We start from the raw sequence: 22,310 nt of genomic DNA, 5'->3' as shown, positions 1-22,310 counted from the left end.
GGGCTCAGGAACCCGGGTTCAGAAGGATGTCCCCATACCAGGCCGTGGCCTTCTCACCGGTGTTGTCCGAATCCGACATGATGGCAATACCCACCACCGGTGGTGGTTCCTCGCCAAACGCTTCCCGATAGTCGGCCATGATATCCCGCTCCACCGTGACCCATTCGCCGACCTGTTCTGATCCGGAATTCACGGCAATCATCATGGTTTTCTCGGTGTACGGGTTGGGCACAATCTCGCCCTTCGGGAGAGTATTGGCCCAGATGTAGTTGAGGGCATTGCCCGGCAGGGACTCACCGAATAACACCTCGACGGTCTTGCGTTTGGCGCGCTCGAAAAACCCCGCCTTCTCGGGCTGGAACTCGAACGCCACATAGATTCTGGCCGGGTAATCGTCCCCGGACTTTTCCCGGGCATCCCCGTTTTCGAAGACATTCGAGACCTTCCAGCGCCATTGCAGAATCAGCGAATCGGTTGGCTCCAGCCTGACCCGTGCGATCAGTCCCGACGCACCGCCGTCCGTGGTCGCCCGCACGACCTGCTGACCGTCTTCGGTTGTCAGTTCATAGCGGCTGAGCTGATCTATCTTGGGGAATTCCAGAGGCTCCCAGCCATCATTCAGGGACTGCATTTCCGAGAAAGGTGTGAGCGGGGATGGTGTCTGTGCCAACAAGAGCCCTGACAGGCCCATCAGAACCAGCACTGATAAAAATGTGGCAGTCTTTCTCATCGCGCTTCTCGCTTTCAGGTTCACAGTACCCCGATGGACAGACGCTATGAGCAAAAGTGCCCGAGGCCATTACTGGATTGCCAGCAAGCGGATTGCACTGGCTGCGGCCGCCGTCCGGTTTTCTACGCCCAGTTTCCGGAATACCTGCTCCAGGTGTTTGTTAACGGTTCGGGGACTCATATCCAGGATCTGGCCTATCTCCCGGTTGGTCTTGCCGTTCGCGATCCAGAGTAACACGTCGGATTCTCTCAGTGTCAGCTCGAACCGTTGCCGCAGGGCTGCTGTTGCGCTGTTCTGGTTCTGTGGTGTTTTCAGCCGCAGCAGGTATTCCCGGTTATCCACAAGGGCAAGAAACTCTACCGTTCTGTCGATGCCCATGATTTCGACTGGCATGCTGTGGCCCGGCTCGGGACGGTGGCCCAGCCATTCCTCCAGTCTGGCGCGTACCTCGGGGAATTCGGGGTGTGCTGCGTCGGGCAGGTACTGGCAAACCTGTGGCGTGCCCCAGAGCAAGTTTGCCTCGTGATCCACCGCAAACAGGTTCTGACCGGCCGTATCCAGGGCGCTACGAGCACTGCGGGTCATGCGGGCGTTCGTCAGGTGTACATCCATTCTGGCCAGGAGTTCGGTGGTGTTAATCGGTTTGGTCACGTAATCCACACCACCGGCGTTGAGCCCCATAACAACGTGCTCGGTATCGCTTAGACCGGTCATGAAGATGATAGGAATATCGGCGAACGCAGGGTTCTCTTTCAATCGACGACAGGTTTCAAAGCCGTCCATATGGGGCATCAAAGCGTCCATCAACACCACATCCGGGGTGATATTCTGGCTGATCGTAAGCGCCTGGTTTCCTTCCAGAGCAACGAGCACCGTCATACCTGCCTCTTCCATGGCATCGTTGATCATTCGAATGGAGTCGACTGCGTCATCTACGACCATCACGACAGTCTTCCGGTCATTATGAAGCTTCATGTTCGGCTACCTCGAGTAGTTCAAGAATTTTCTCAAACTGGAAATCATTGGTGAGTCTGGTGAGCTCAATCGCAAAGGGTTCGGCCGCCTCGCCGCTGTGTTTCAGGTCATGCAATGCCTCAAGCAGGCCTTTCCGGTGTCCGATCCGGGCCAGAGTGGCCAGAGCCAGGCGATGCTCCATTTTGGGTAAAGGCAAAACGCCATGGTCGGGTGCTGGAATAGCCGCCATGGGATCCGGGCTCTTATCGAATCGCCAATTGAGATCCAGCACGCTGGCAATGGTGTCGAGCAACAGGTTCAGCCGAACCGGTTTGATGATGTAGCCATCGTGCAGACGCGGTGAGTCTGCGGCGTGGTGGCCCTCGTTAGCGTCGGCAGAGACCATCACGACAGGCATGGTGTGCTTGTGCTGTCGTAGCATTGCCAGGACTTCCCAGCCGCTTTGGCCCGGCATGGACACGTCGAGAAGCACAAGGTCAGGGCGTTCCGCCTCAACGGTTGCCAAAACCTGCAGAGCATTGCCAAGATCGACGATTTCAAAGCCCAGTGGCGAGAGCATGGCCCGCATGACCTGGCGATGGGACACATCGTCATCCACCAGCAGTACCTTTCGCCGCGAACCGTGGTAACCGTAGATGCGCTTGGCCGGCATTGATATCGAGCGGGGTGTCGAAGAATGCAGGCTTGATAGCATCAGACTGACCCGGAAGACACTACCCTGGCCCGGTACGCTTTCCAGCGAGATATCGCCACCCATGATTTCCGTGAGCAGGCGGGTAATGGTCAGACCCAGACCTGTGCCGGCCCGGCTTTGCCCCGGTGTCCGGATACGTTCGAAGGGTCGGAAGATGCGTTCCACATTCTCAGGGGCTATGCCTTCCCCGGTATCGCGTACGGTGAACTCGGCGACCTGACTGCGATAACGCAGGGTCAGGGAGACGCCTCCCCGATCCGTGTATTTAATGGCGTTGGAGAGAAGGTTGATCAGAATCTGGCGCAGCCGCTTCTCGTCGGTGGTGACCATTTCCGGAAGCGGGTTGGGGCAGTGGTAATCGAAGGCCAGGCCTTTATCTTCTGCCTGCAGGCGGAACATGGTCACCAGTTGCTCCATCAGCAGCCCAATCCTGACCTGATCGCGGTGCAGGTCCAGCCGGCCGGCTTCAATTTTGGAAATATCCAGCAGCCCCTCGATCAGATCGGCGAGGTACTCACCGCTTCGGCGTATCACGCCGAGGGCTTCCTTGCGGTGGGAAGGGATGGTCTCGTCGTTTTCCATCAACTGGGCATAACCGAGGATGGCATTGAGTGGGGAACGGAGTTCGTGACTGATCCCCGTCAAGTAGCGACTTTTCGCCCCGTTGGCGGCCTCCGCCTGTTCCTTTGCCTGCTGAAGAGCCTGGTCGGTCCGTTCGTGGGCGACGATCTCTTCCATCAGGAGGCGGTTCTGGCGTCGGGACTCTTCCTCGGCGACTACCCGGCTTTCATGGGCGAGCACGAACAGCCAGCAGATCACACCGGTCACGATCACCAGAATGAAGAACACCTTCCACAGGGTTACCGATAAAAGAAGGCCTTCCGCAGGTGAAGCGACCGGCGTCTTGAAATAGATCAGGGACAGCAGCAGGCCGGAAAGGCCGTTGATGAGCACCAGCAGGCTCAGAAAATGCCCGAGCCTTGAGCGCAGACCGGCCAACACCGGTTTTGGCATCAGGCTCCCGAGAAACTGATTGAGCTGTTCCTGATATCCGGCCCCCGGTTTGCAGGCGTCTGCGCAACGGGCATCGAGCGAACAGCACAGTGAACAGATGGTGCCGTCATACGCGGGACAATGGGTGAGATCTTCCGGCTCGAAGTGATGTTCACAAATCGTGCATTGCACGAGCTGATGGTCAGTAGCGATGGGGACGAATGGCCGTGCTGTGTAGAAACGGCCACCGGTTTTCCAGGCGATCAGAGGCGCCATGATCAGCGCGACTCCCATGGCGATAAAATGGGATAGAGCCTCCGGATAGACGCCCAGTATGCCGGTGTGGCAGATGATGCCTACTACAGAGGCCGTCAGCATGGCACCAACCCCGACCGGGTTGATGTCGTACAGGTGGGCACGTTTGAACTCAATGTGTGCGGGACTGAGCCCCAGTGGTTTGTTGATCACCAGATCCGCCACCAGCGAACCAACCCAGGCAATGGCGACGATGCCGTAGAAACCCAGGGTTTCCTCCAGCGCCCGGTAAACACCCAGTTCCATCACCAGAAGGGCAATGGCGACGTTGAAAAACAGCCAGACAACTCGCCCGGGGTGGCTGTGGGTGAGTCGCGAGAAGAAGTTGGACCAGGCGATGGAGCCGGCATAGGCATTGGTAACGTTGATCTTGAGCTGGCAAAGAATGACGAAAATGCCCGCCATCGCCAGGGAGATCTCGGGCGAATGGGTAATGTAATTGAAGGCGATCAGATACATCTGGGTTGGATCAGCCGCCTCCGAGGCGGTAACGCCCTGTTTCAGGGCAAGAACCGCAAGAAAGGAGCCCGCCAGGATTTTCAACATGCCGATCACAATCCAGCCAGGTCCGCCTGCCATAGCGGCGGCCCACCAACGTCGCTTTTCCCGGGCATTGCGGGGTTCTGGAATGAAGCGCAGGAAATCCACCTGCTCGCCGATCTGGGCAATCAATGAGAACACGACAGCCGCCGCAGCCCCGAACATAACGATGCTGAAGCCACCCGAATCAACCGGGTTAAGCCCCTCGAACTGTGTCCAGTCGCTGACGGAAGAGGCATCCGCGTAAACAATGAAAACAAAGGGCACCAGTTGGAGAAAGATGAAGGCTGGCTGGGTCCAGACCTGGAATCGGCTGATCGTGGTGATGCCATGTATGACCAGTGGAATGATGACCACGGCACAGATCAGGTAGCCGAGAACCAGGGGAACCCCGAACAGCATTTCCAGCGCCATGGCCATGATGGCGGCCTCGATGGCGAAAAAGATAAACGTGAACGAGGCGTAGATCAGCGAGGTGATGGTGGAGCCTATATAGCCAAAGCCGGCACCGCGAGTCAGCAGGTCAATGTCGACGCCATAACGGGCCGCGTAGTAACTGATCGGGATGGCGGTGAGGAAGATCACCAGACTGACGGCCAGTATCGCGGCGACCGCATTGTCGAATCCGTAGTGGAGGGTAATGGAGCCGCCGATGGCTTCCAGCGCCAGAAAGGAGATGGCGCCCAGGGCTGTGTTGCTTACCCGAGCCGCGGACCAGCGCCGGGCACTCTTGGCGGTAAAGCGAAGCGCATAGTCTTCCAGGGTCTGGTTGGCTACCCACTGGTTGTAGCTGCGCCGAACCCGAAAAATATTCTGTCTTGCCGCCATGACTGCCTTGCCTTTGGTGTTTGAGTGCCCCGCGTTAGTGCAGCTTCAAGCTGAAATGCACCGGATGAGAAAGCCGGAACAATATCCGTGCCATAGACCGGTGCAGGGATGTTCTTCTTCTGCATGCCTGCGTTTTTAGCCTGTCCTGTTGGTTACAGGAATGCGTCAAATGACGTAGCGCGCTGGGGCGATTGCCGAATGGGCACCTGTACGGGTGCCGAGCAGAATGATTCTCGTGGGCACTGTGCTTTCGAAGGGAAGCGCGGATCCGGACTTCAAAAACTGCGAGGAATCACCATGGATACGACAGATCAAGCCGCCAACGGGCGGTCGTTCGGTAAGGGACTGGGGCTGAAAAAGAGCCTGATGACGCTGGCGGCTTCCGTCATGCTTGCGACGTCGGCACAGGCGGCAGTGCCGGCCACAGCAGAGGTCAACACGACTGGTCTGGCGGTGACGGATGACACTGTTACGGTCGGCATTCTGCACTCCATCACCGGCACAATGGCGATCAGTGAGATTGGCTCGGTTCAGGCGGAAAAGCTGGCTATTGACCAGATCAACGCCTCCGGTGGTGTCCTGGGCCGCCAGATTGAATTCGTTCAGGAAGACGGCGCCAGTGACTGGCCGACCTTCGCTGAAAAATCCCGGAAGCTACTGCGCCAGGACAACGTTGCTGCGATCTTCGGCGCCTGGACCTCGGCTTCCCGCAAGGCCGTTCTCCCGGTTATCGAGCAATACAACGGCATGCTCTATTATCCCACCTTCTACGAGGGTCTTGAGCAGTCGCCCAACGTGGTCTACACCGGCCAGGAAGCGACCCAGCAGATCCTTGCCAGTATCGACTGGGCCGCAGAAACCAAGGGTGCCAAAAGCTTCTATCTGCTCGGATCGGACTACATCTGGCCCCGTACTTCGAACAAGATCGCCCGCAAGCACATCGAGGACAAGCTGGGCCTCAAGGTCTCTGGCGAGGAGTACTATCCGCTGGGTCACACCCAGTTCAACTCGGTGATCAACAAGATCAAGCTGCGTAAGCCAGACGTCATCTTTGCCTCGGTTGTCGGTGGCTCCAACGTGGCCTTCTACAAGCAGATGAAAGCGGCCGGTATCGATTTCACCGATGAGAAGCCCCTTCTGCTGACCATCTCCGTGACCGAGGACGAGATCCGCGGTATCGGCGGTGAGAACGTGGACGGCATCTACGCCTCCATGAAGTATTTCCAGAGCCTCGATAACCCCAACAACAAGGAATTTGTTGCGGCCTTCAAGGAAGCCTACGGCGATGACATGGTCATCGGTGACGTGACCCAGGCGGCTTATCTCGGCCCATGGCTGTGGAAAGCGGCGGTTGAAAAAGCCGGCTCATTCGACATCGACAAGATCCGTGAAGAGTTCGCAGGCATCGAGTTCACGAAAGCGCCAGAGGGTTACGTGCGCATCCACGAAAACCATCACCTGTGGTCCAAGACCCGCATCGGCCAGGCTCAACCTGACGGCCAGTACAAGGTTGTCTACGAGACCGAAGAACTGATGGAACCGGACCCGTTCCCGGAAGGCTACCAATAAGCCCGGACTGCTGGCGCCCCCGGGCGCCAGCATCCGTTGCCTCTGCAAAACGAGATTAAGGGTTTGAAGGGTAAGTTGGTCTAAAGGGGAGTAAGGGTCATGTTTGATGGCTACACCAGCAGTGAATTGATGTCGATATTTGCCATGCAGGGGTTTGCCGGGCTCTCCCTGTTTTCAGTATTCGTACTGATGGCGTTGGGCCTGGCCATCATCTTTGGTCAGATGGGGGTGATCAATATGGCCCACGGGGAGTTCATGATCCTCGGCGCCTACACCACCTACCTGACATCCGGCTTTTTCCAGTCCTATCTGCCGAGCCTGTTCGGCGGCTATTTCTTCGTCGCCATGGTTCTGGCTTTCCTGATTTGTGCTGCCCTGGGGGCATTCGTCGAATGGCTCATGATACGGCGACTCTATCACCGACCACTGGATACCCTTCTGGCCACCTGGGGTCTGAGCCTGATCATGCAGCAGGCTTACCGATCCATCTTTGGCGCCCGGGAAGTGGGCGTGGACCTGCCCGAGTGGATGATGGGGGCGATCCAGGTGACTGACCTGGTGGAGCTGCCCATCAACGGCCTGTTCGTGATGATCATCGCGCTGTCCATTGCCGTGGGCGTGTATTTCCTGATGTACCGATCCGGCTATGGCAAGAAAGTGCGGGCGGTGGTTCAGAATCGCCCCATGGCTGAAGCCGTTGGTATCAACAGTGCCGGTATCGACCGAGCCACCTTTGCCCTCGGGTGTGGCATCGCCGGCGTCGCGGGTGCTGCCTTCACCATGATCGGTTCCACCGGTCCGTCCTCTGGCCAGGCTTATATCGTAGACACCTTCCTGGTGGTGGTGTTTGGCGGTGCCCAGAGCCTGATCGGCACCATTGTGTCCGCCTTCGGTATATCCCAGGCCCAGTCCACCATGGAGTTCTTCCTCAGTGGTTCCATGGCCAAGGTGCTCACCCTGCTGGTTGTCGTCGGCATCCTGATGCTGCGTCCAGAAGGACTCATGGCCCTCAAGGTCCGTCGCTAGGAGATTGTCATGAAGAGTTCATCCCCATTGAAATGGTTTGCCACCCGCGAGGGACTGTATTACGTCGCACTGGCCGTGTTGTTGGTGGTGCTTTTGCCACTGGCGCTGGACCCATTCCGCCTGAACATGGTGGGCAAGTACCTGACATACGCCTTTGTCGCCATTGGCCTGGTGATGTGCTGGGGCAAGGCCGGCATTCTCAGCCTGGGCCAGGGTGTGTTCTTTGGTCTTGGCGGCTACTGCATGGCCATGTTCCTGAAGCTGGAGGCTTCCACTCCGGAGGCCACCGCCATCCAGTCCACCCCCGGCATCCCGGATTTCATGGACTGGAACCAGCTCACCGAGCTGCCCTGGTTCTGGGAACCGTTCCACAGCTTCTCCTTCACCCTGCTGGCGGTGATCGGTGTGCCGGTTCTGCTGGCGTTCGTTATCGGCTTCGCCATGTTCACCCGGCGGGTGGGGGGCGTGTACTTCGCCATCATCACCCAGGCCATCGCCGCAATCCTGACGATCCTGATTATCGGACAGCAGGGCTATACCGGCGGTGTGAACGGCATTACCGATCTGCAGACGCTGAACGGCTGGGACATCCGCACCGATGAAGCCCGGACCATCCTGTACTTTGTCTGTGTTGGCATGCTGTTCCTCTGCCTGTTTGTGGCGCGCCTTGTCCAGAACCGGAAGCTGGGCCGCATCCTGGTAGCCATGAACGCCCAGGAAAACCGAGTGCGTTTTTCCGGCTATGACGTTGCCGCCTTCAAGATCTTCGTGTTCTGCCTGGCGGCGGCTTTTGCCGGCGTCGGTGGTGCCATGTTCACCCTGATTGTCGGCTTCATGTCGCCGTCGTTCATCGGCATCGTCGCTTCCATCGAGATGGTCATCTTCTGTGCCTTGGGTGGCCGGTTGTCCATCCTCGGCGCGGTCTACGGTGCCTTGCTGGTGAATGCCGCCAAGAGTGGCTTCTCGGAATCCTTCCCGGAACTCTGGCCGTTTGCCATGGGTGCGTTGTTTATCGGTGTCGTACTGGCCTTCCCGAACGGTCTGGCCGGCCTGTATCAGACCTACGTCATGCCCCTGGAAGACAAGATCTTCAAGCGCAACAAGGGTGCACAGCTGGAGGCCAAGCCCGCGGAAAAAGCCGCAGAGCCGAAGCCGACCGCTGAGAAGACTCCTGATTACGATCCGATGATCGATTCCTACAGCCCGGAGAAATCGTGATGAGTGCAGCCAAAAGCAAAAGTGGGGATTTCCTGCTGGCGGTCGAAGGCCTGACCGTGTCATTCGATGGCTTCAAGGCCGTGGATGACCTGTCCTTCTACCTGGATCCCAAGGAAATTCGGGTCATCATCGGCCCCAACGGTGCCGGTAAAACCACGGTTCTGGACCTGATCTGCGGCAAGACCAAGGCCACGTCCGGCTCCATCAAGTTTGACGGTAAGGAGCTGACCAAGCTCAAGGAGCACCAGATTGTTCACTCGGGTGTGGGCCGGAAGTTCCAGACCCCGTCTGTGTTCGAGGACCTGACCGTCTTTGAAAACCTTGAAGTGTCCTACCCGAAGGGACACAGCGTGATGGGCGCCCTGGGATTCAAGCGCGACGCGGAGGTGATCAGTGCTGTGGAGGAAGTGGCTGAAACCATCTTCCTGACCGAGGCCCTGAATGAGCCGGCTGCCTCGTTGAGCCATGGCCAGAAGCAGTGGCTGGAGATCGGCATGCTGCTGATCCAGAAACCGGACCTACTGATGCTGGATGAGCCGGTGGCCGGGATGTCCGTCACCGAGCGCAAGAAAACCGCCGAGCTGCTGAGGGTGATTACCCGGGACCATACGGTGCTGGTGATCGAGCACGACATGCAGTTTGTCGGTGATATCGCTGACCGGGTCACGGTCATGCATCAGGGCAAAGTTCTTTCCGAAGGGTCCATCGAGCACGTGAAATCGGACCCGAAAGTCATCGAAGTCTACCTGGGGCACTGATCATGCTGAGCATCAAACATCATTCGGTGGCCTACGGCCAAAGCACCATCATCGATGACCTCAACCTCGACGTGGCAAAGAACGAAATTGTCGCCGTGGTGGGGCGAAACGGCATGGGCAAGACCACGCTGATGAAATCCCTGGTGGGCATGACCCCCACGCGAGGCGGTGAGGTCAGCCTGGATGGGAACGACCTTTCCGGCCTGAAGAGCTTCCAGCGAGTGCGCGCCGGAATCGGTTTCGTGCCGCAGGGGCGGATGATCTTTCCGACACTGACGGTACGGGAGAATATCGAGACCGGCCTGGCCGCTGTTGGTGAGAAGAAGGTACCCGAGGACCTCTACGAGATGTTCCCGGTACTGAAGGAAATGCAGAACCGGCGTGGTGGCAACCTTTCCGGCGGTCAGCAACAACAGCTGGCTATTGCCCGGGCACTGGCCACCCGGCCCAAGGTGCTGCTGCTTGACGAACCCACGGAAGGTATCCAGCCCAACATTATCAAGGAAATTGCGCAGACCCTTCGGCGCATCCGGGATGAGCGGGGCCTGTCGATTGTGGTGTCGGAGCAGGTTCTGAGCTTCGTGATGGATGCGGCAGACCGGATCCTGGTGATTGAAAAGGGCGCGATTGTGCACGAAGAGAGCCGCGAAGAAGCGGATCAGGACAAGATTGCGAGCTATCTGGCGGTTTAACGAGGAGCAGAACGATGAGACACGGTGATATTTCCAGCAGCAACGATACCGTCGGCGTGGCGGTGGTGAACTACAAGATGCCGCGGCTGCATACCAAAGCCGAGGTGTTGGACAACGCCCGCAACATCGCTGACATGATCAAGGGTATGAAAGTCGGCCTGCCGGGCATGGACCTGGTGGTGTTCCCGGAATACAGCACCATGGGCATCATGTACGACAACGAGGAAATGATGGAAACCGCGGCCACCGTGCCCGGTGACGAAACGGCCATCTTCTCCGCCGCCTGTCGTGAGGCGAACACCTGGGGCGTGTTTTCGCTGACCGGAGAACGACACGAGGATCACCCCAACAAGGCGCCATACAACACCCTGGTTCTGATCAACAACGAGGGTGAGGTCGTCCAGAAATACCGCAAGTGTATCCCCTGGTGTCCGATCGAGGGATGGTATCCGGGTGACACTACCTACGTCACCGAGGGTCCAAAGGGCATGAAGATCAGCCTGATCATCTGCGACGACGGCAACTATCCCGAGATCTGGCGTGATTGCGCCATGAAGGGGGCGGAGTTGATTGTTCGCTGTCAGGGCTACATGTACCCGGCCAAGGAACAGCAGGTGATGATGGCCAAGAGCATGGCCTGGGCCAACAACTGTTACGTTGCGGTGGCCAACGCCGCCGGATTTGACGGCGTGTATTCCTACTTCGGCCACTCCGCGATCATCGGCTTCGATGGCCGTACCCTCGGGGAATGCGGTGAGGAAGACATGGGCATTCAGTATGCCCAGCTGTCCGTAAGCCAGATCCGTGATGCCCGTGCGAACGACCAGTCCCAGAATCACCTGTTCAAGCTGCTGCACCGGGGCTACACCGGAGTGCATGCCTCCGGGGACGGCGACAAGGGCGTGGCCGACTGTCCGTTCGAGTTCTACCGTACCTGGGTGATGGATGCCCAGAAGGCGCAGGAAAATGTGGAGGCCATGACCCGGAAGACGGTAGGTACCGCCGAGTGCCCGGTGGGCGAGCTGCCGTTCGACGGCAAGGAAAAATCCGCAGGGGCCTAAGCCCGGGAGGCGTTCATGCCGTTTATCAACGAACGGCTGGAAGCCAATCGGGAAACCATTGAAAAGAACCGGGCCGCCTCAGGCCCGGTTCGTGCTTCCCGGTTCCGCTTCGAGCCCGAGGCCGTGATGGCCAGACTGCGGGAAAATATCGTCGGCCAGGATGAGGCCCTGGCCGCCATGGAATCCATGCTGGTGCGGGTGAAAGCCGATATCGGCGAGGACAACCGGCCGCTGGCGGTGCACCTGTTCCTGGGTCCTACCGGCGTGGGCAAAACCGAAACCGTGCGCCTCATTGCCGAAGCCATCCACGGCAATCGCGATGGGCTGTGCCGTATCGACATGAACACCCTGGCCCAGGAGCATTACGCCGCAGCCCTGACCGGTGCACCGCCGGGCTACGTGGGCAGCAAGGAGGGCCACAGCCTGTTCGATCTGGACAAGGTACAGGGCTCGTTCAGCAAACCCGGAATTGTGTTGTTTGATGAAATCGAGAAAGCCAGCAAGGAAGTGGTGCGCACGCTGCTGAACGTGCTGGACACCGGTCGGCTGGTGTTTCCCTCCGGTAACCGGGAGATCGACTTCCGCAACACCCTGATCTTCATGACCAGCAACGCCGGTGCGCTGGAGGCGGAGACGCATGAGCAGAGCTACAAGCGGGGCTGGCGCCGCTGGCTCGGTTTATCAGCCGGCAACGGCGAGGCCATTCGCGACACCGCTCTGCGCCGGTATTTCGATCCGGAGTTCCTCAACCGGATTGATCAGATCCTCACCTTCAACCGACTTACCGACAACTGGCTGGAAGCCCTGCTGGACATTGAGCTGGCGGGCCTCAATCGCCGGTTGTCCAAAAAGCACGCCGAGCTGTCGCTGGCGCCTGAGCTGCGAGAAGAGCTGTGCCGTGGCTACGACGCTCGCTATGGCGCCCGGGAACTGCTGCGGGCTTTTCGCCAGCGGCTGGAACCCGCCGTTGCCCGGGCGTTGCTGGCGTATCCGGACTGCCGCCGGTTTGAAGCCGGCCTGCAGGGCAGGACGGTCACGGTGCACCAATACGTCGAATGACGTAGGCACCGGGGGCATTTCGCGAATACCTCACAGGGACGGGATTTCGGATAGTAAAGCCGTTACCTAATCGTGCAAGCCAACACCAAGGAGCGCCCGCTATGGCTGAAACCATTATCAAGATCGATCTGAACAAGTCGGCCTATGAGAACGACAAAATCCACAACCGCTGGCACCCGGATATTCCGCTGGTGGCCACCGTCAAGCCGGGCGACGATTTCATCGTCGAGTGCTATGACTGGACCGGCGGCCAGATCAAGAACGACGACAGCGCCGACGACGTGCGCGATGTTGATCTCAGCCAGGTTCACTTCCTGTCGGGACCGATCGGGGTCGAGGGCGCTGAGCCGGGCGACCTGCTGGAAGTCGACATCCTCGACATCGGCACCTTCGAAGAAAGCCAGTGGGGCTTTAACGGGTTCTTTTCCAAGCAGAACGGCGGTGGCTTCCTGACCGAACACTTCCCGGAGGCCCAGAAATCCATCTGGGACTTCAACGGCATGTTCACCAAATCCCGCCACATTCCCAACGTGGAATTTGCCGGCCTGATTCACCCGGGGCTGATCGGCTGCCTGCCCTCCAAAGAATTGCTGGACACCTGGAACAAGCGTGAGGCCGGACTGGTTGCGACCGATCCGGAGCGTGTGCCGGAACTGGCAACACTGCCCAATGGTGAGACCGCCCATATGGGCCAGATGACCGGTGACGCGGCCAAAGCTGCTGGCGCCGAAGCCGCCCGTACCGTGCCGCCACGGGAACACGGTGGCAACTGTGACATCAAGGATCTGTCCCGTGGCTCCAAGGTGTATTTCCCGGTGTACGTGGACGGGGCCGGCCTCTCCGTAGGCGACCTTCACTTCAGCCAGGGCGACGGTGAAATCACGTTCTGTGGCGCCATCGAAATGGCCGGCTGGATTCACCTGCGGGTAAACCTGATCAAGGACGGCGTGAAGAAGTACGGCATCAAGAATCCGGTGTTCAAGCCCAGCCCGATCAAGCCCCGTTACGACGACTATGTGATCTTTGAAGGCATCTCCGTAGACGAAGACGGCGGCCAGCATTACCTGGACGTGCACGTGGCCTATCGTCAGGCGTGTCTGAACGCCATCGAATACATGACCAAGTTCGGCTACACCAAGGCTCAGGCCTACGCGATTCTGGGTTGTGCGCCGGTGGAAGGCCACATCAGCGGCGTGGTGGATATCCCGAACGCCTGCGCCACGCTCTGGTTGCCGACGGGCATCTTCGACTTCGACATTAACCCGTCCGCCGATGGTCCGCAGAAGAAAGTCAGCGGGGGCATGGACGTACCGCTGTCGAAAGATAAGGAGTAATCGCCATGCCCGTGTATGACTACAAGTGCCGTGAACATGGCCTCTTTCACACACTGGCCACCATGGAGGATGCGGCCAAGCCGGCGCAATGCCCTACCTGTAAGGCAATGTCGCCGCGGGTGATCGTGTTGCCATCCCACATTGCCGCCATGGACCCGGCCAAAAGGGCGGCCGAGGACCGGAACGAGCGGTCCCGGCATGAGCCGGTGTTTTCCACCGCAGACCGAAGGGCGAATGATAAGGAGCACAGTCGCGCCTGCGGCTGCGGCTCCCCGAAACCCGGAAAGTCCATGCTGTTCTACACCGCTGACGGGAAGAAGATGTTTCCCTCCATGCGGCCCTGGATGATCAGCCACTGATTGGCTGAGTTGAAACTGTCACGTGTTTGGCCCCCTCTCCGGGGCCTTTTTTATTGCTTCAGGTTGTCCCTTCCGAATATCGTGTATATAGTGTTTCTATCCTTGGTCAAATACCAGATGTAGTGATCAGTGCGTAACCAACTCGGTCAACGTGTGATCATCTCAGCCATTCTGGTATCGGGAATCCGGTGAGACTCCGGAACTGACGCGCAGCGGTATTGGGGAACAAGCGTGGCATCAAGACACTGGCGAAAGCCGGGAAGTCGCCACACGAGGCCGAATCTATCGATTCACGCCCCTGAGTCCGAAGACCTGCCAGGGATGAAGGAGCCTTACGGCTCCCAACTGCACCTTCGCGACCCAGGGTGAGCAGACCGGTTATGCCCAGCCATTCCCATGGCGAGGTGTGCCCCTGCGTACGCGATGGTGAAAGGAACTCAACGCGTATTCAGGAGAACACTGCATGTCTGCCTCAGCCCTGGCCGAACCCCGGCCAACCTCGCACACGGACACCGAATCCCTTCAGGTCATCAAGCGCAACGGCACGCTTGTGGGCTTCGACCCCTCGAAGATCAGCATCGCCGTAACCAAAGCCTTCCTCGCAGTTGAGGGCGACACCGCCGCCGGTTCCGCGCGTATCAATGACGCGGTACACCGGGTGACCGACCAGGTTATCCAGGCGATTGGCCGTCGCCTGAAGGCCGGTGGCAAGGTGCATATCGAAGACATCCAGGATCAGGTGGAACTGGCCCTGATGCGGGCCGAAGAACAGAAGGTGGCCCGCGCCTACGTCCTGTATCGGGAAGAGCATGCCCGCGAGCGCGCCCGCCATGCGCCGGTTGAGGCGCACCCCCATCTGACGGTGAAAAAGACCAGTGGCGAGATTGCTCCGCTGGATCTGGGCCTGATGAAACTGCAGGTGGAACAGGCCGCCACAGGGCTGGAGGGCATTGACGGTGATTCCCTGGTGGACGATGCCCTGACCAACCTGTACGACGGCATCGCCGAGGAAGACGTGCTGTCGGCCTTGATCATGACGGCCCGCAGCCGGATTGAGCGGGAGCCGGACTACAGCGCGGTCACTGCGCGCCTGCTCCTGGAGCAACTTCGCCTGGAGAATGCCGCTGCCCTTGGCCTGCCTATCAGTCTGCCACTGGCTGAGATTTATCCACAGGCACTGAGCGCCTTTGTCGAGGCTGGAATCCGGTACGAATTGCTGGATGAAGCTCTGGCCGCCTTTGATCTGGAGCGCCTGGGTGCGGCCCTTCAGCCGGAGCGGGATCTGCAGTTTGGCTTCCTGGGTCTGCAAACCCTGTACGACCGTTACTTCCTGCACTGGAACAAGGCCCGCCTGGAATTGCCCCAGGTATTTTTCATGCGCGTTGCCATGGGCCTGGCCCTGCGCGAAGACGACCCGAATGCCCGGGCCATCGAGTTCTACAACCTGTTGTCGTCGTTCGACTACATGGCGTCCACACCCACGTTGTTCAACAGCGGTACCCGCCATTCTCAGCTGTCGTCCTGTTACCTGACGACGGTGGGCGACGATCTTGAAGACATCTACGGGGCCATCCGGGATAACGCCATGCTGTCGAAATGGGCAGGCGGTCTGGGTAACGACTGGACGCCAGTTCGTGCGCTGGGATCCCACATCAAGGGAACCAACGGCCAGAGCCAGGGCGTGGTGCCTTTCTTGAAAGTAGTCAACGACACCGCCGTGGCGGTTAACCAGGGCGGCAAGCGTAAAGGCGCAGTGTGTGCCTACCTGGAAAGCTGGCACCTGGACATCGAGGAGTTCCTGGAGCTGCGCAAGAATACCGGCGACGAACGCCGCCGAACCCACGACATGAATACAGCCAACTGGGTGCCCGATCTGCTGATCGAGCGCATGCGCGAAGACCGTGACTGGACCCTGTTCTCTCCCAGCGATGCGCCGGATCTGCACGACCTGTACGGCAACGCCTTCCGTGAACGCTACGAGCATTACGAAGCCCTGGCAGAGCAGGGCAAAATCAAGCTGTTCAAGAAAATCCCGGCCAAGCAGCTCTGGCGCAAGATGCTCACCGTGCTGTTCGAAACCGGCCACCCCTGGATCACCTTCAAGGACCCGTGCAACCTGCGTTCTCCCCAGCAGCACCGGGGCGTGGTGCACAGCTCTAACCTGTGCACGGAAATCACCCTGAACACCAGTGCCGACGAGATCGCCGTATGCAACCTCGGTTCCGTGAACCTGACGGCCCATATTGCCAACGGCGAGCTGGACGTGCAGCGCCTGGAACAGACGGTAAACACCGCCGTGCGCATGCTCGATAACGTTATCGACATCAACTACTACGCCGTGCCCCAGGCCCGCAATTCCAACCTCAAGCATCGCCCGGTTGGCCTCGGCATCATGGGCTTCCAGGACGCGCTCTATCAACTGGGCCTGCCGTATTCCAGCCCGGAAGCGGTTGAGTTTGCTGACGTTGCCATGGAGCAGCTCAGTTACTTCGCCATCCGTGCTTCCGCCACGCTGGCGGGTGAGCGGGGCGCCTATGAAAGCTACGAGGGTTCTCTCTGGCAGCAGGGCATCCTGCCGATCGACTCCATCAACCTGCTCAAAGAGAACCGCCGGGAAGGGGACCTGTCTGTGAACACCAACGCCCGGCTGGACTGGTCTCCCGTACGCGAACTGATCGCAACAAACGGCATGCGCAACAGCAACGTGATGGCGATCGCCCCGACTGCCACGATTTCCAACATCGTGGGTGTGTCCCAGTCCATCGAGCCGGCGTACCAGAACCTCTTCGTGAAATCGAACCTCTCCGGCGAGTTCACGGTGGTCAATCCGTCGCTGGTCCGAGACCTCAAGGCCGAAGGACTGTGGGACAACGTGATGGTGAACGACCTCAAATACTTCGACGGCAGCGTTCAGCAGATCGACCGCATCCCGAATGAACTGAAAGCGCGATACGCCACCGCCTTTGAGATCGACGCAAGATGGCTGGTGGAGGCCGCGGCCCGGCGCCAGAAATGGCTCGACCAGGCCCAGAGCCTGAACCTGTACATGGCCGAGCCCAGCGGCAAAAAGCTGGATGCCCTTTACCAGCTGGCCTGGGAACGTGGGCTGAAAACCACCTATTACCTGCGCTCCCTGGGAGCTACCGGCGCTGAAAAAACCGCACCGGTTGCCGCGCCCCAACCCCAGGTGTGCAGCATCGACGATCCGGACTGCGAAGCCTGTCAGTAACTGCTCACTTCACGATTTCGAGGCAAAAACATGCTTGATTGGGACGACGAACCAAAAACTGAATCCAGGGCGGCGCATCCCGGCGCCCCGGCACCGGTGAACGTGGACGATAAACGCGTCATCAACGGCGAAACCGACATCAACCAGCTGGCACCGTTCAAGTACCCCTGGGCCTGGGAGTACTTCATGAACGCCAACAAAAACCACTGGACCCCCCTGGACGTGAACATGGCCCAGGACGTTCACGACTACCACCACCGGCTGACTGCGCCGGAAAAACATGTATACGAGAACGTGTTGGCCTACCTCACCACTTCCGACATCCTGGCCATGCGCAACATCGGCCTGGCGGTGATGGAGAAGATGAGCGCGCCGGAGCTGCAGATCTACCAGGCCCGGCAGGTATACGAGGAAGCCATGCATACCTGGGCCTACCAGCACTGCATCGAAACCCTCAACCTGGACCAGAGCGAGATCTACAACCGTTACCGCGTGGTGCCTGCCATCAACGGCAAGATCCAGATCGCCAACCGCCGGCTGGATGCGGCCATGCGGCCAGACATGAACCTGCGCAACAAGGATGACCTGCAGGAATTCATCATGTCTTACCTGTTCTTCGCGGCGGTGTTCGAAGGCACCTGGTTCTACAACGGCTTCAGCCCTATCTTCGCCCTGCAGCGTCGAGGACTGATGCGAGGCACGGGCGAACAGCTTCAGTACATCCTGCGGGATGAGGCCATGCACTTCTCATTCGGCCTGAAAGTGGTCAACCAGATCGTGGAAGAGGAGAACATCACCTTCGATCCGAAGGCCGTGCGTGAGATGTGGGACGAATCCGAAGCCGCCGAGAAGGCCTATGCGGACTACATCCTGCGAGACCCGATTCTCGGTTATTCGGCCGAGTACCACAGCGAACAGTTCCGCTTTGTGGCCAACCGCCGTGCCAGGACGGTAGGTCTTGAAGAGCCGTTCCCCGGAGCAAAGAACGTCTCGCCCTGGTTGGATGAACAGGCCACACTGCGCAAGGAAAAGAACTTCTTTGAAACCCGGGTGATTGAGTACCAGACCGGGGCTCAGCTGGAGTGGTAAACCCGCCTGAACAGCCGGAGTTATACGAACACGTTCGCATAACTCCGGGATTCCCGGTGCGAAATGAAGGTAACTATCTGCTAGGGTTGAATAAGTCACAATGGCCGGGCGGAGATATACGCCCCGGTTTGGAAGCGGGGCCGCTAATGGGTGGGCGTATAACTCCGGCGGTAGCCGTGGTGGTTGGTGCTCAAATGATTGTTTTATCTAATAAAATCGTTTTGTCTTGAGCATTTTTTATTGGAGTTTTACGAGCGGGTGATATACGAACGCGTTCGTATAATTAGCTGTTAGAAGTTGGGGAGAAAGACAATCAGGAAGTTGGAAATTAAAGATTATGCGTTCAGGGAGACCATTTGCGCATTAATATTGGGAGGTGTCCCAAGCGTACTCGTATGCTATTTCCCTGGTGATGGCGGTTTGATCGCTTTTTTCAAATCTTTGAAGGCAGCAGATTTTTTAATTTGGTACTGGGCAGCCTTATTTGTAGGGCATCTTTTGCTCTCAGCCGTGGATTATTGGTGGTTCAAGCCTAATGAGACTATAAATTCCTTCTTTCGAAACGCTCATGATATCTCTGAACAAGTTGGGTTTAGCTTGCTAAGTGTATACAGAGTTATTGCCGGAGCTTTGATTTTAGTCCCATTGATTTTGCTTGGTGCGGAATATTCGATGGATGGACTGCTAATTACCGCTGCAGCATATGGGTTTGCGCTGGCCGCCATCTCGGCGTGCTGTCTTTTGTCATGGATTCAGAGAAAAACCGCAGATAGGCGGCCAAGAACTTCTAACCAGTAGCGTCAGCCGGACCGGTTTGTTCCGCTGCGCTCCACAAACCGGCCGCTGCGCATGGCGTTAGGCAAAGGGATGATAACGACGAATATCATTCAGCGGGTTTTTCGAATTTTTCACGAAGGAAAAACTGCTTCAGGTTACACCGTTGAGAAAGGCCGAAATCAATTTTTGATTTCGGCGGCTCACGTATTCGAAGGCTCGCTCGAAATTCCCTCGGTTAAGGTATTCCAGAACAAGGCTTGGCGGGATGTTCCAGTCCATACAGTGTTCAATGAACGAGAGCATGCCGACACGATTGTGTTTAGGCTGGAGTCTGACCTATCTCCACGTCATGAGATCTTAATTGGGCCTGCGGGAGCAACGTTGGGTCAATGGGTCTATTTTCTAGGTTTCCCTTTTGGCATGGCCTCACCATCGGGCGAGTTAAATAATAGGTTCCCTTTTCCATTCGTCAAAGCAGCGCTTATTTCCTGCATTGACTTTGAAAAACACGGATTGACTACATTGTTTCTGGATGGGCATAACAACAAAGGTTTTTCCGGAGGCCCAGTGATATACATGGATTCGGGTATACCCCGAGTCATTGGCACTATAAGTGGTTATTTAACTGAGAACCCGATACACCCAGAAACTTTAGATGATATAAGAAATTTTGGGACCAATGCGGGCATCATAGAGGCATTCTGGGTCAAGAATATTCTGGCCAGATTGCCTAACCAATAGCGCAAGCGGACCGGTTTTCCGGCGCGGTTGCGCCTCCAAACCGGCCGCTTCGCATAGCGTTATGGCCACAGGGAAGTCGAGTGAAGCTTAAAGTTTGTATTACCATATTCGCCTTTTTCTTACTCGTGAACTTGGTCGAATCTGTATTGGAAACAGGTCGAAGCGTTCTTCAGGAAAGGATGGAGAAAGAGATTCGCGTGAGCGTGCTTGGTCAAGAGCCTTGGAACCTCGAAACCTGGGAATTCATGTCGAAAGAGCAGCTTTCGAATCTTATGAAAAATGATGACTTCCTGAAAAAGTTCTCTTCAGCCAAAAAAGAAGCCCAAGACAAATACCAGTGGTACTTTATAGCCATTAGCGTAGTGCAGATTCTATCGATGCTTTTGTTGGCGCTAGGTTGTGGCAAGTTGGTCATCGGTATCGTGAGGCGGAATGAGCAGCCATAACCAGTCGGTCAACCGGGCGCCAAAAGCGTACCGCTTTTGGTTCCCTCCGCTGGCGCTCCGGCGTCGGTTACCTATGCGTTATACCTACGTGAACCTATGAACGAGTCGGAAATCCTAGTAGACGAAATCCTTACTGACCTTGGTATCGGACACCGAAAACTGCCTGAGTTGGGTGACCCTGTACCTGACTTTGAGGTTTGGGTGGGAAGCCTGACCAGTTATTGGGAAGTAAAAGAGTTTGTCGAAAATCCGTACGAAAAAGAGGTTCTGGAAGGACATCACGAAATATACAGTATCAACTCTGACAGAATAGAAGATCGAGTGAAGAGTGCATCTGTTCAATTCAAAGGACATGGCGCTACTGGCAAGCCGTGTGTAGTTGTGCTCTGCGACAATAGAGACTTCGTCGTAAAAGATTTGCTGCTCATCCAGAATATTCAGTCTGCGATGATGGGGGTTGCGGAGTTCATGGAGCGGAAAGATGGCCAAGTTGTAGAAGTACGCCGTCACCCCGGCTTATTTACCAATCGAAAGAAATATATCAGTGCAATTGCGGTAGCATTCGCGGCGACCAAAGAATTAGTGGTGCTCCATAATCCAAATGCCGCTCATTCATTGGTAGCAAGCCCGTTAGTATCTGAATTCAAGCACCAGTACCAGGCTCGATATACGAACGTGGGATTGCGCTGGGAAAAGGTATAACAAATCGCGTCACTCGGACGCACTTAAGTGCGCCGGTGCGCTCCGCGTTATAACGAAATGGAGAAATGATGCAGCTTAGAAGTATGAAATTCGGTATCGGAATTGTTGGTGCTGCAATCGCGCTTCCAGTTCTTGCAGATATGTTTGCCCCAAGCCACTCATGCTATGAGCCGAGCAAACCTTATGAGTTCACCTCTCAATGGGAGGTTGATCAATTCAATTCCGAGGTCGAAGACTATCGCTCTTGCATCAATCGTTTCGTCGAAGAGCAACAAGAAGCTGCCGCGGCTCATCAACAGGCTGCCCAGGACGCTATCGGTGACTGGAACAGTTTCGTCCAGTACGAGCTAAATTGATCACTTATAACAAGGCCATTAAGTCTGTTACGGGCCTCTGGCCCTCCACCGGACGCCCTTTTCAGGGCGCCGCTTATGGCTGGCGTTAAGGTTTTACGATGAGAGAACCTTTATCCGTTCAATCGGTTATTGATGAATTGGTTGATCTTTATCCAATTGAGAAGCTGATGCTTTTTGGCTCTAGGGCTGTGGGTGATTTTGATTCTCGCTCTGATTTTGATATTGCAGTATTTGCACCGGAATTGTGCAGAAAAAAATTTTCAAGATTACGGCTAGATGCAGCAGAATCCCGGACGCTTTACTGGGTTTCGTTGGTTCATTTCGAATCAAACCCTCCTGCACTACAAGAACGAATAGTCTCTCAAGGAGTAGTCATATATGAGCGATCGTAAGTTGCAGGATAGCTTGGGAAATCTCGAAAAAGCCATGGCCAAATTGGAGTCGGCACTACAGATACCTCGCAATAGAGAATTAGTGGTTGAGGGCACAATTCAACGGTTCGAGTATGTCATAGAGCTAATGTGGAAGACTTTGAAGCGCGCATTAGAGTTTGAGGGTGTTTACCCGAAAACCCCGCGTGAAAGTGTAAAGGAAGCGTTTAAGATTGGATGGCTTGATGACGAAGACGAATGGTTAGACATGCTAGATAGTAGGAATACCACATCCCATAACTATCTTGACGAAGAGTTCGCTGAAGATAATTACGATGATATTGTTCACGTCGGTCCGCTACTAAGAAAAACTGTCGACTTCTTGAGAGCGCGATATCCTCAACAATCTTAATAATCACAGGTGCGGCGACGGATACTACATTGCGGC

21 protein-coding genes and 1 riboswitch are annotated in these 22,310 nt (G+C 56.9%); of the genes, 18 read left to right on the top strand and 3 right to left on the bottom strand.

All coding sequences use genetic code 11. From position 1 onward, the window contains the following. Positions 1 to 4 precede the first annotated feature (4 nt). The 3 genes from HP15_RS18110 to HP15_RS18100 all read right to left on the bottom strand — a co-directional run bounded on the left by HP15_RS18110 (position 5) and on the right by HP15_RS18100 (position 5,075). A complete protein-coding gene (locus HP15_RS18110; RefSeq protein ID WP_081449879.1) occupies positions 5 to 691 on the bottom strand; it encodes a DUF3047 domain-containing protein in 687 nt (228 codons plus the stop codon). 108 nt (positions 692 to 799) lie between these two features. Further along, positions 800 to 1,705, bottom strand: coding sequence for a response regulator transcription factor (locus HP15_RS18105; RefSeq protein ID WP_041645830.1), 906 nt, complete (start codon positions 1,703 to 1,705; stop codon positions 800 to 802). Further along, on the bottom strand, positions 1,692 to 5,075 hold the full coding sequence (locus HP15_RS18100) for an ATP-binding protein (RefSeq protein ID WP_014578808.1): 3,384 nt from the start codon (positions 5,073 to 5,075) through the stop codon (positions 1,692 to 1,694). The genes HP15_RS18105 and HP15_RS18100 overlap by 14 nt, the downstream gene beginning before the upstream one ends. 297 nt (positions 5,076 to 5,372) lie before the next feature. On the opposite strand from HP15_RS18100, the gene urtA reads away from it, so the two are divergent. The 18 genes from urtA (at position 5,373) to HP15_RS18015 (ending at position 22,274) form a co-directional block, all read left to right on the top strand. Beyond that, positions 5,373 to 6,644: an urea ABC transporter substrate-binding protein gene (urtA, locus tag HP15_RS18095; RefSeq protein ID WP_014578807.1), complete on the top strand. Its 1,272-nt coding sequence runs from the start codon at positions 5,373 to 5,375 to the stop codon at positions 6,642 to 6,644. A 99-nt stretch (positions 6,645 to 6,743) separates the two neighbouring features. Further along, complete coding sequence (gene urtB / locus HP15_RS18090) at positions 6,744 to 7,670, top strand: urea ABC transporter permease subunit UrtB (protein ID WP_014578806.1); 927 nt, start codon at positions 6,744 to 6,746, stop codon at positions 7,668 to 7,670. A 9-nt stretch (positions 7,671 to 7,679) separates the two neighbouring features. Next, positions 7,680 to 8,888, top strand: a complete 1,209-nt coding sequence (gene urtC / locus HP15_RS18085; RefSeq protein ID WP_014578805.1) for an urea ABC transporter permease subunit UrtC — start codon at positions 7,680 to 7,682, stop codon at positions 8,886 to 8,888. After that, the gene (urtD, locus tag HP15_RS18080; RefSeq protein WP_041645827.1) at positions 8,888 to 9,646 is read left to right on the top strand and encodes an urea ABC transporter ATP-binding protein UrtD; all 759 of its coding nucleotides are present in this window, start codon (positions 8,888 to 8,890) and stop codon (positions 9,644 to 9,646) included. Before urtC ends, urtD begins: the two co-directional genes overlap by 1 nt. 2 nt (positions 9,647 to 9,648) lie before the next feature. Next, the gene (urtE, locus tag HP15_RS18075) at positions 9,649 to 10,338 is read left to right on the top strand and encodes an urea ABC transporter ATP-binding subunit UrtE (protein WP_014578803.1); all 690 of its coding nucleotides are present in this window, start codon (positions 9,649 to 9,651) and stop codon (positions 10,336 to 10,338) included. A gap of 14 nt (positions 10,339 to 10,352) precedes the next feature. Beyond that, positions 10,353 to 11,399: an aliphatic amidase gene (locus tag HP15_RS18070; protein ID WP_014578802.1), complete on the top strand. Its 1,047-nt coding sequence runs from the start codon at positions 10,353 to 10,355 to the stop codon at positions 11,397 to 11,399. 15 nt (positions 11,400 to 11,414) lie between these two features. Then, on the top strand, positions 11,415 to 12,458 hold the full coding sequence (locus HP15_RS18065) for an AAA family ATPase (RefSeq protein WP_014578801.1): 1,044 nt from the start codon (positions 11,415 to 11,417) through the stop codon (positions 12,456 to 12,458). Positions 12,459 to 12,559: 101 nt separating this feature from the next. Continuing rightward, positions 12,560 to 13,792 (top strand): formamidase, encoded by a 1,233-nt coding sequence (gene fmdA, locus HP15_RS18060; RefSeq protein WP_014578800.1) that lies wholly within the window; start codon positions 12,560 to 12,562, stop codon positions 13,790 to 13,792. A gap of 5 nt (positions 13,793 to 13,797) precedes the next feature. Continuing rightward, positions 13,798 to 14,151, top strand: a complete 354-nt coding sequence (locus tag HP15_RS18055) for an FmdB family zinc ribbon protein (RefSeq protein WP_041645822.1) — start codon at positions 13,798 to 13,800, stop codon at positions 14,149 to 14,151. Between the two features lie 155 nt (positions 14,152 to 14,306). After that, positions 14,307 to 14,485, top strand: a riboswitch (cobalamin riboswitch). 129 nt (positions 14,486 to 14,614) lie between these two features. Next, positions 14,615 to 17,380: a ribonucleoside-diphosphate reductase subunit alpha gene (locus HP15_RS18050; RefSeq protein ID WP_014578798.1), complete on the top strand. Its 2,766-nt coding sequence runs from the start codon at positions 14,615 to 14,617 to the stop codon at positions 17,378 to 17,380. Between the two features lie 30 nt (positions 17,381 to 17,410). Further along, positions 17,411 to 18,469, top strand: a complete 1,059-nt coding sequence (locus tag HP15_RS18045) for a ribonucleotide-diphosphate reductase subunit beta (RefSeq protein ID WP_014578797.1) — start codon at positions 17,411 to 17,413, stop codon at positions 18,467 to 18,469. 321 nt (positions 18,470 to 18,790) lie between these two features. Beyond that, complete coding sequence (locus HP15_RS18040) at positions 18,791 to 19,267, top strand: hypothetical protein (RefSeq protein ID WP_041645819.1); 477 nt, start codon at positions 18,791 to 18,793, stop codon at positions 19,265 to 19,267. 51 nt (positions 19,268 to 19,318) lie between these two features. After that, positions 19,319 to 19,987: a trypsin-like peptidase domain-containing protein gene (locus HP15_RS18035; protein ID WP_014578796.1), complete on the top strand. Its 669-nt coding sequence runs from the start codon at positions 19,319 to 19,321 to the stop codon at positions 19,985 to 19,987. A gap of 80 nt (positions 19,988 to 20,067) precedes the next feature. Continuing rightward, positions 20,068 to 20,433 carry a hypothetical protein gene (locus tag HP15_RS18030; RefSeq protein WP_041645817.1) on the top strand — a complete coding sequence of 122 codons (366 nt, stop codon included), beginning with the start codon at positions 20,068 to 20,070 and terminating at the stop codon, positions 20,431 to 20,433. Between the two features lie 96 nt (positions 20,434 to 20,529). Next, complete coding sequence (locus HP15_RS18025) at positions 20,530 to 21,135, top strand: hypothetical protein (protein ID WP_014578794.1); 606 nt, start codon at positions 20,530 to 20,532, stop codon at positions 21,133 to 21,135. Positions 21,136 to 21,200: 65 nt separating this feature from the next. Next, the gene (locus tag HP15_RS18020) at positions 21,201 to 21,491 is read left to right on the top strand and encodes a hypothetical protein (RefSeq protein ID WP_227499664.1); all 291 of its coding nucleotides are present in this window, start codon (positions 21,201 to 21,203) and stop codon (positions 21,489 to 21,491) included. A gap of 98 nt (positions 21,492 to 21,589) precedes the next feature. Then, a complete protein-coding gene (locus HP15_RS22020) occupies positions 21,590 to 21,883 on the top strand; it encodes a nucleotidyltransferase domain-containing protein (RefSeq protein ID WP_081449853.1) in 294 nt (97 codons plus the stop codon). Then, on the top strand, positions 21,870 to 22,274 hold the full coding sequence (locus HP15_RS18015; RefSeq protein WP_041645815.1) for an HI0074 family nucleotidyltransferase substrate-binding subunit: 405 nt from the start codon (positions 21,870 to 21,872) through the stop codon (positions 22,272 to 22,274). Before HP15_RS22020 ends, HP15_RS18015 begins: the two co-directional genes overlap by 14 nt. Positions 22,275 to 22,310: the final 36 nt, after the last annotated feature.

It is taken from the genome of Marinobacter adhaerens HP15, assembly GCF_000166295.1.
GTDB classification, from domain to species: Bacteria; Pseudomonadota; Gammaproteobacteria; order Pseudomonadales; family Oleiphilaceae; genus Marinobacter; species Marinobacter adhaerens.
Note: the sequence above shows the minus strand (reverse complement) of the source record. Positions and strands in the feature narration are given on the sequence as shown.

Excerpts from the sequence above, each read along its gene's own strand:
- fmdA (WP_014578800.1), top strand. The coding sequence starts at position 12,560 with ATGGCTGAAACCATTATCAAGATCGATCTGAACAAGTCGGCCTATGAG.
- HP15_RS18045 (WP_014578797.1), top strand. The coding sequence starts at position 17,411 with ATGCTTGATTGGGACGACGAACCAAAAACTGAATCCAGGGCGGCGCAT.
- HP15_RS18055 (WP_041645822.1), top strand. The coding sequence starts at position 13,798 with ATGCCCGTGTATGACTACAAGTGCCGTGAACATGGCCTCTTTCACACA.
- HP15_RS18100 (WP_014578808.1), bottom strand. The coding sequence starts at position 5,075 with ATGGCGGCAAGACAGAATATTTTTCGGGTTCGGCGCAGCTACAACCAG.
- HP15_RS18025 (WP_014578794.1), top strand. The coding sequence starts at position 20,530 with ATGAACGAGTCGGAAATCCTAGTAGACGAAATCCTTACTGACCTTGGT.
- HP15_RS18110 (WP_081449879.1), bottom strand. The coding sequence starts at position 691 with ATGGGCCTGTCAGGGCTCTTGTTGGCACAGACACCATCCCCGCTCACA.
- HP15_RS18035 (WP_014578796.1), top strand. The coding sequence starts at position 19,319 with ATGGCGTTAGGCAAAGGGATGATAACGACGAATATCATTCAGCGGGTT.
- urtC (WP_014578805.1), top strand. The coding sequence starts at position 7,680 with ATGAAGAGTTCATCCCCATTGAAATGGTTTGCCACCCGCGAGGGACTG.
- urtB (WP_014578806.1), top strand. The coding sequence starts at position 6,744 with ATGTTTGATGGCTACACCAGCAGTGAATTGATGTCGATATTTGCCATG.
- urtE (WP_014578803.1), top strand. The coding sequence starts at position 9,649 with ATGCTGAGCATCAAACATCATTCGGTGGCCTACGGCCAAAGCACCATC.
- HP15_RS18070 (WP_014578802.1), top strand. The coding sequence starts at position 10,353 with ATGAGACACGGTGATATTTCCAGCAGCAACGATACCGTCGGCGTGGCG.
- urtD (WP_041645827.1), top strand. The coding sequence starts at position 8,888 with ATGAGTGCAGCCAAAAGCAAAAGTGGGGATTTCCTGCTGGCGGTCGAA.
- HP15_RS18105 (WP_041645830.1), bottom strand. The coding sequence starts at position 1,705 with ATGAAGCTTCATAATGACCGGAAGACTGTCGTGATGGTCGTAGATGAC.
- HP15_RS22020 (WP_081449853.1), top strand. The coding sequence starts at position 21,590 with ATGAGAGAACCTTTATCCGTTCAATCGGTTATTGATGAATTGGTTGAT.
- HP15_RS18065 (WP_014578801.1), top strand. The coding sequence starts at position 11,415 with ATGCCGTTTATCAACGAACGGCTGGAAGCCAATCGGGAAACCATTGAA.
- HP15_RS18015 (WP_041645815.1), top strand. The coding sequence starts at position 21,870 with ATGAGCGATCGTAAGTTGCAGGATAGCTTGGGAAATCTCGAAAAAGCC.
- urtA (WP_014578807.1), top strand. The coding sequence starts at position 5,373 with ATGGATACGACAGATCAAGCCGCCAACGGGCGGTCGTTCGGTAAGGGA.
- HP15_RS18020 (WP_227499664.1), top strand. The coding sequence starts at position 21,201 with ATGATGCAGCTTAGAAGTATGAAATTCGGTATCGGAATTGTTGGTGCT.
- HP15_RS18050 (WP_014578798.1), top strand. The coding sequence starts at position 14,615 with ATGTCTGCCTCAGCCCTGGCCGAACCCCGGCCAACCTCGCACACGGAC.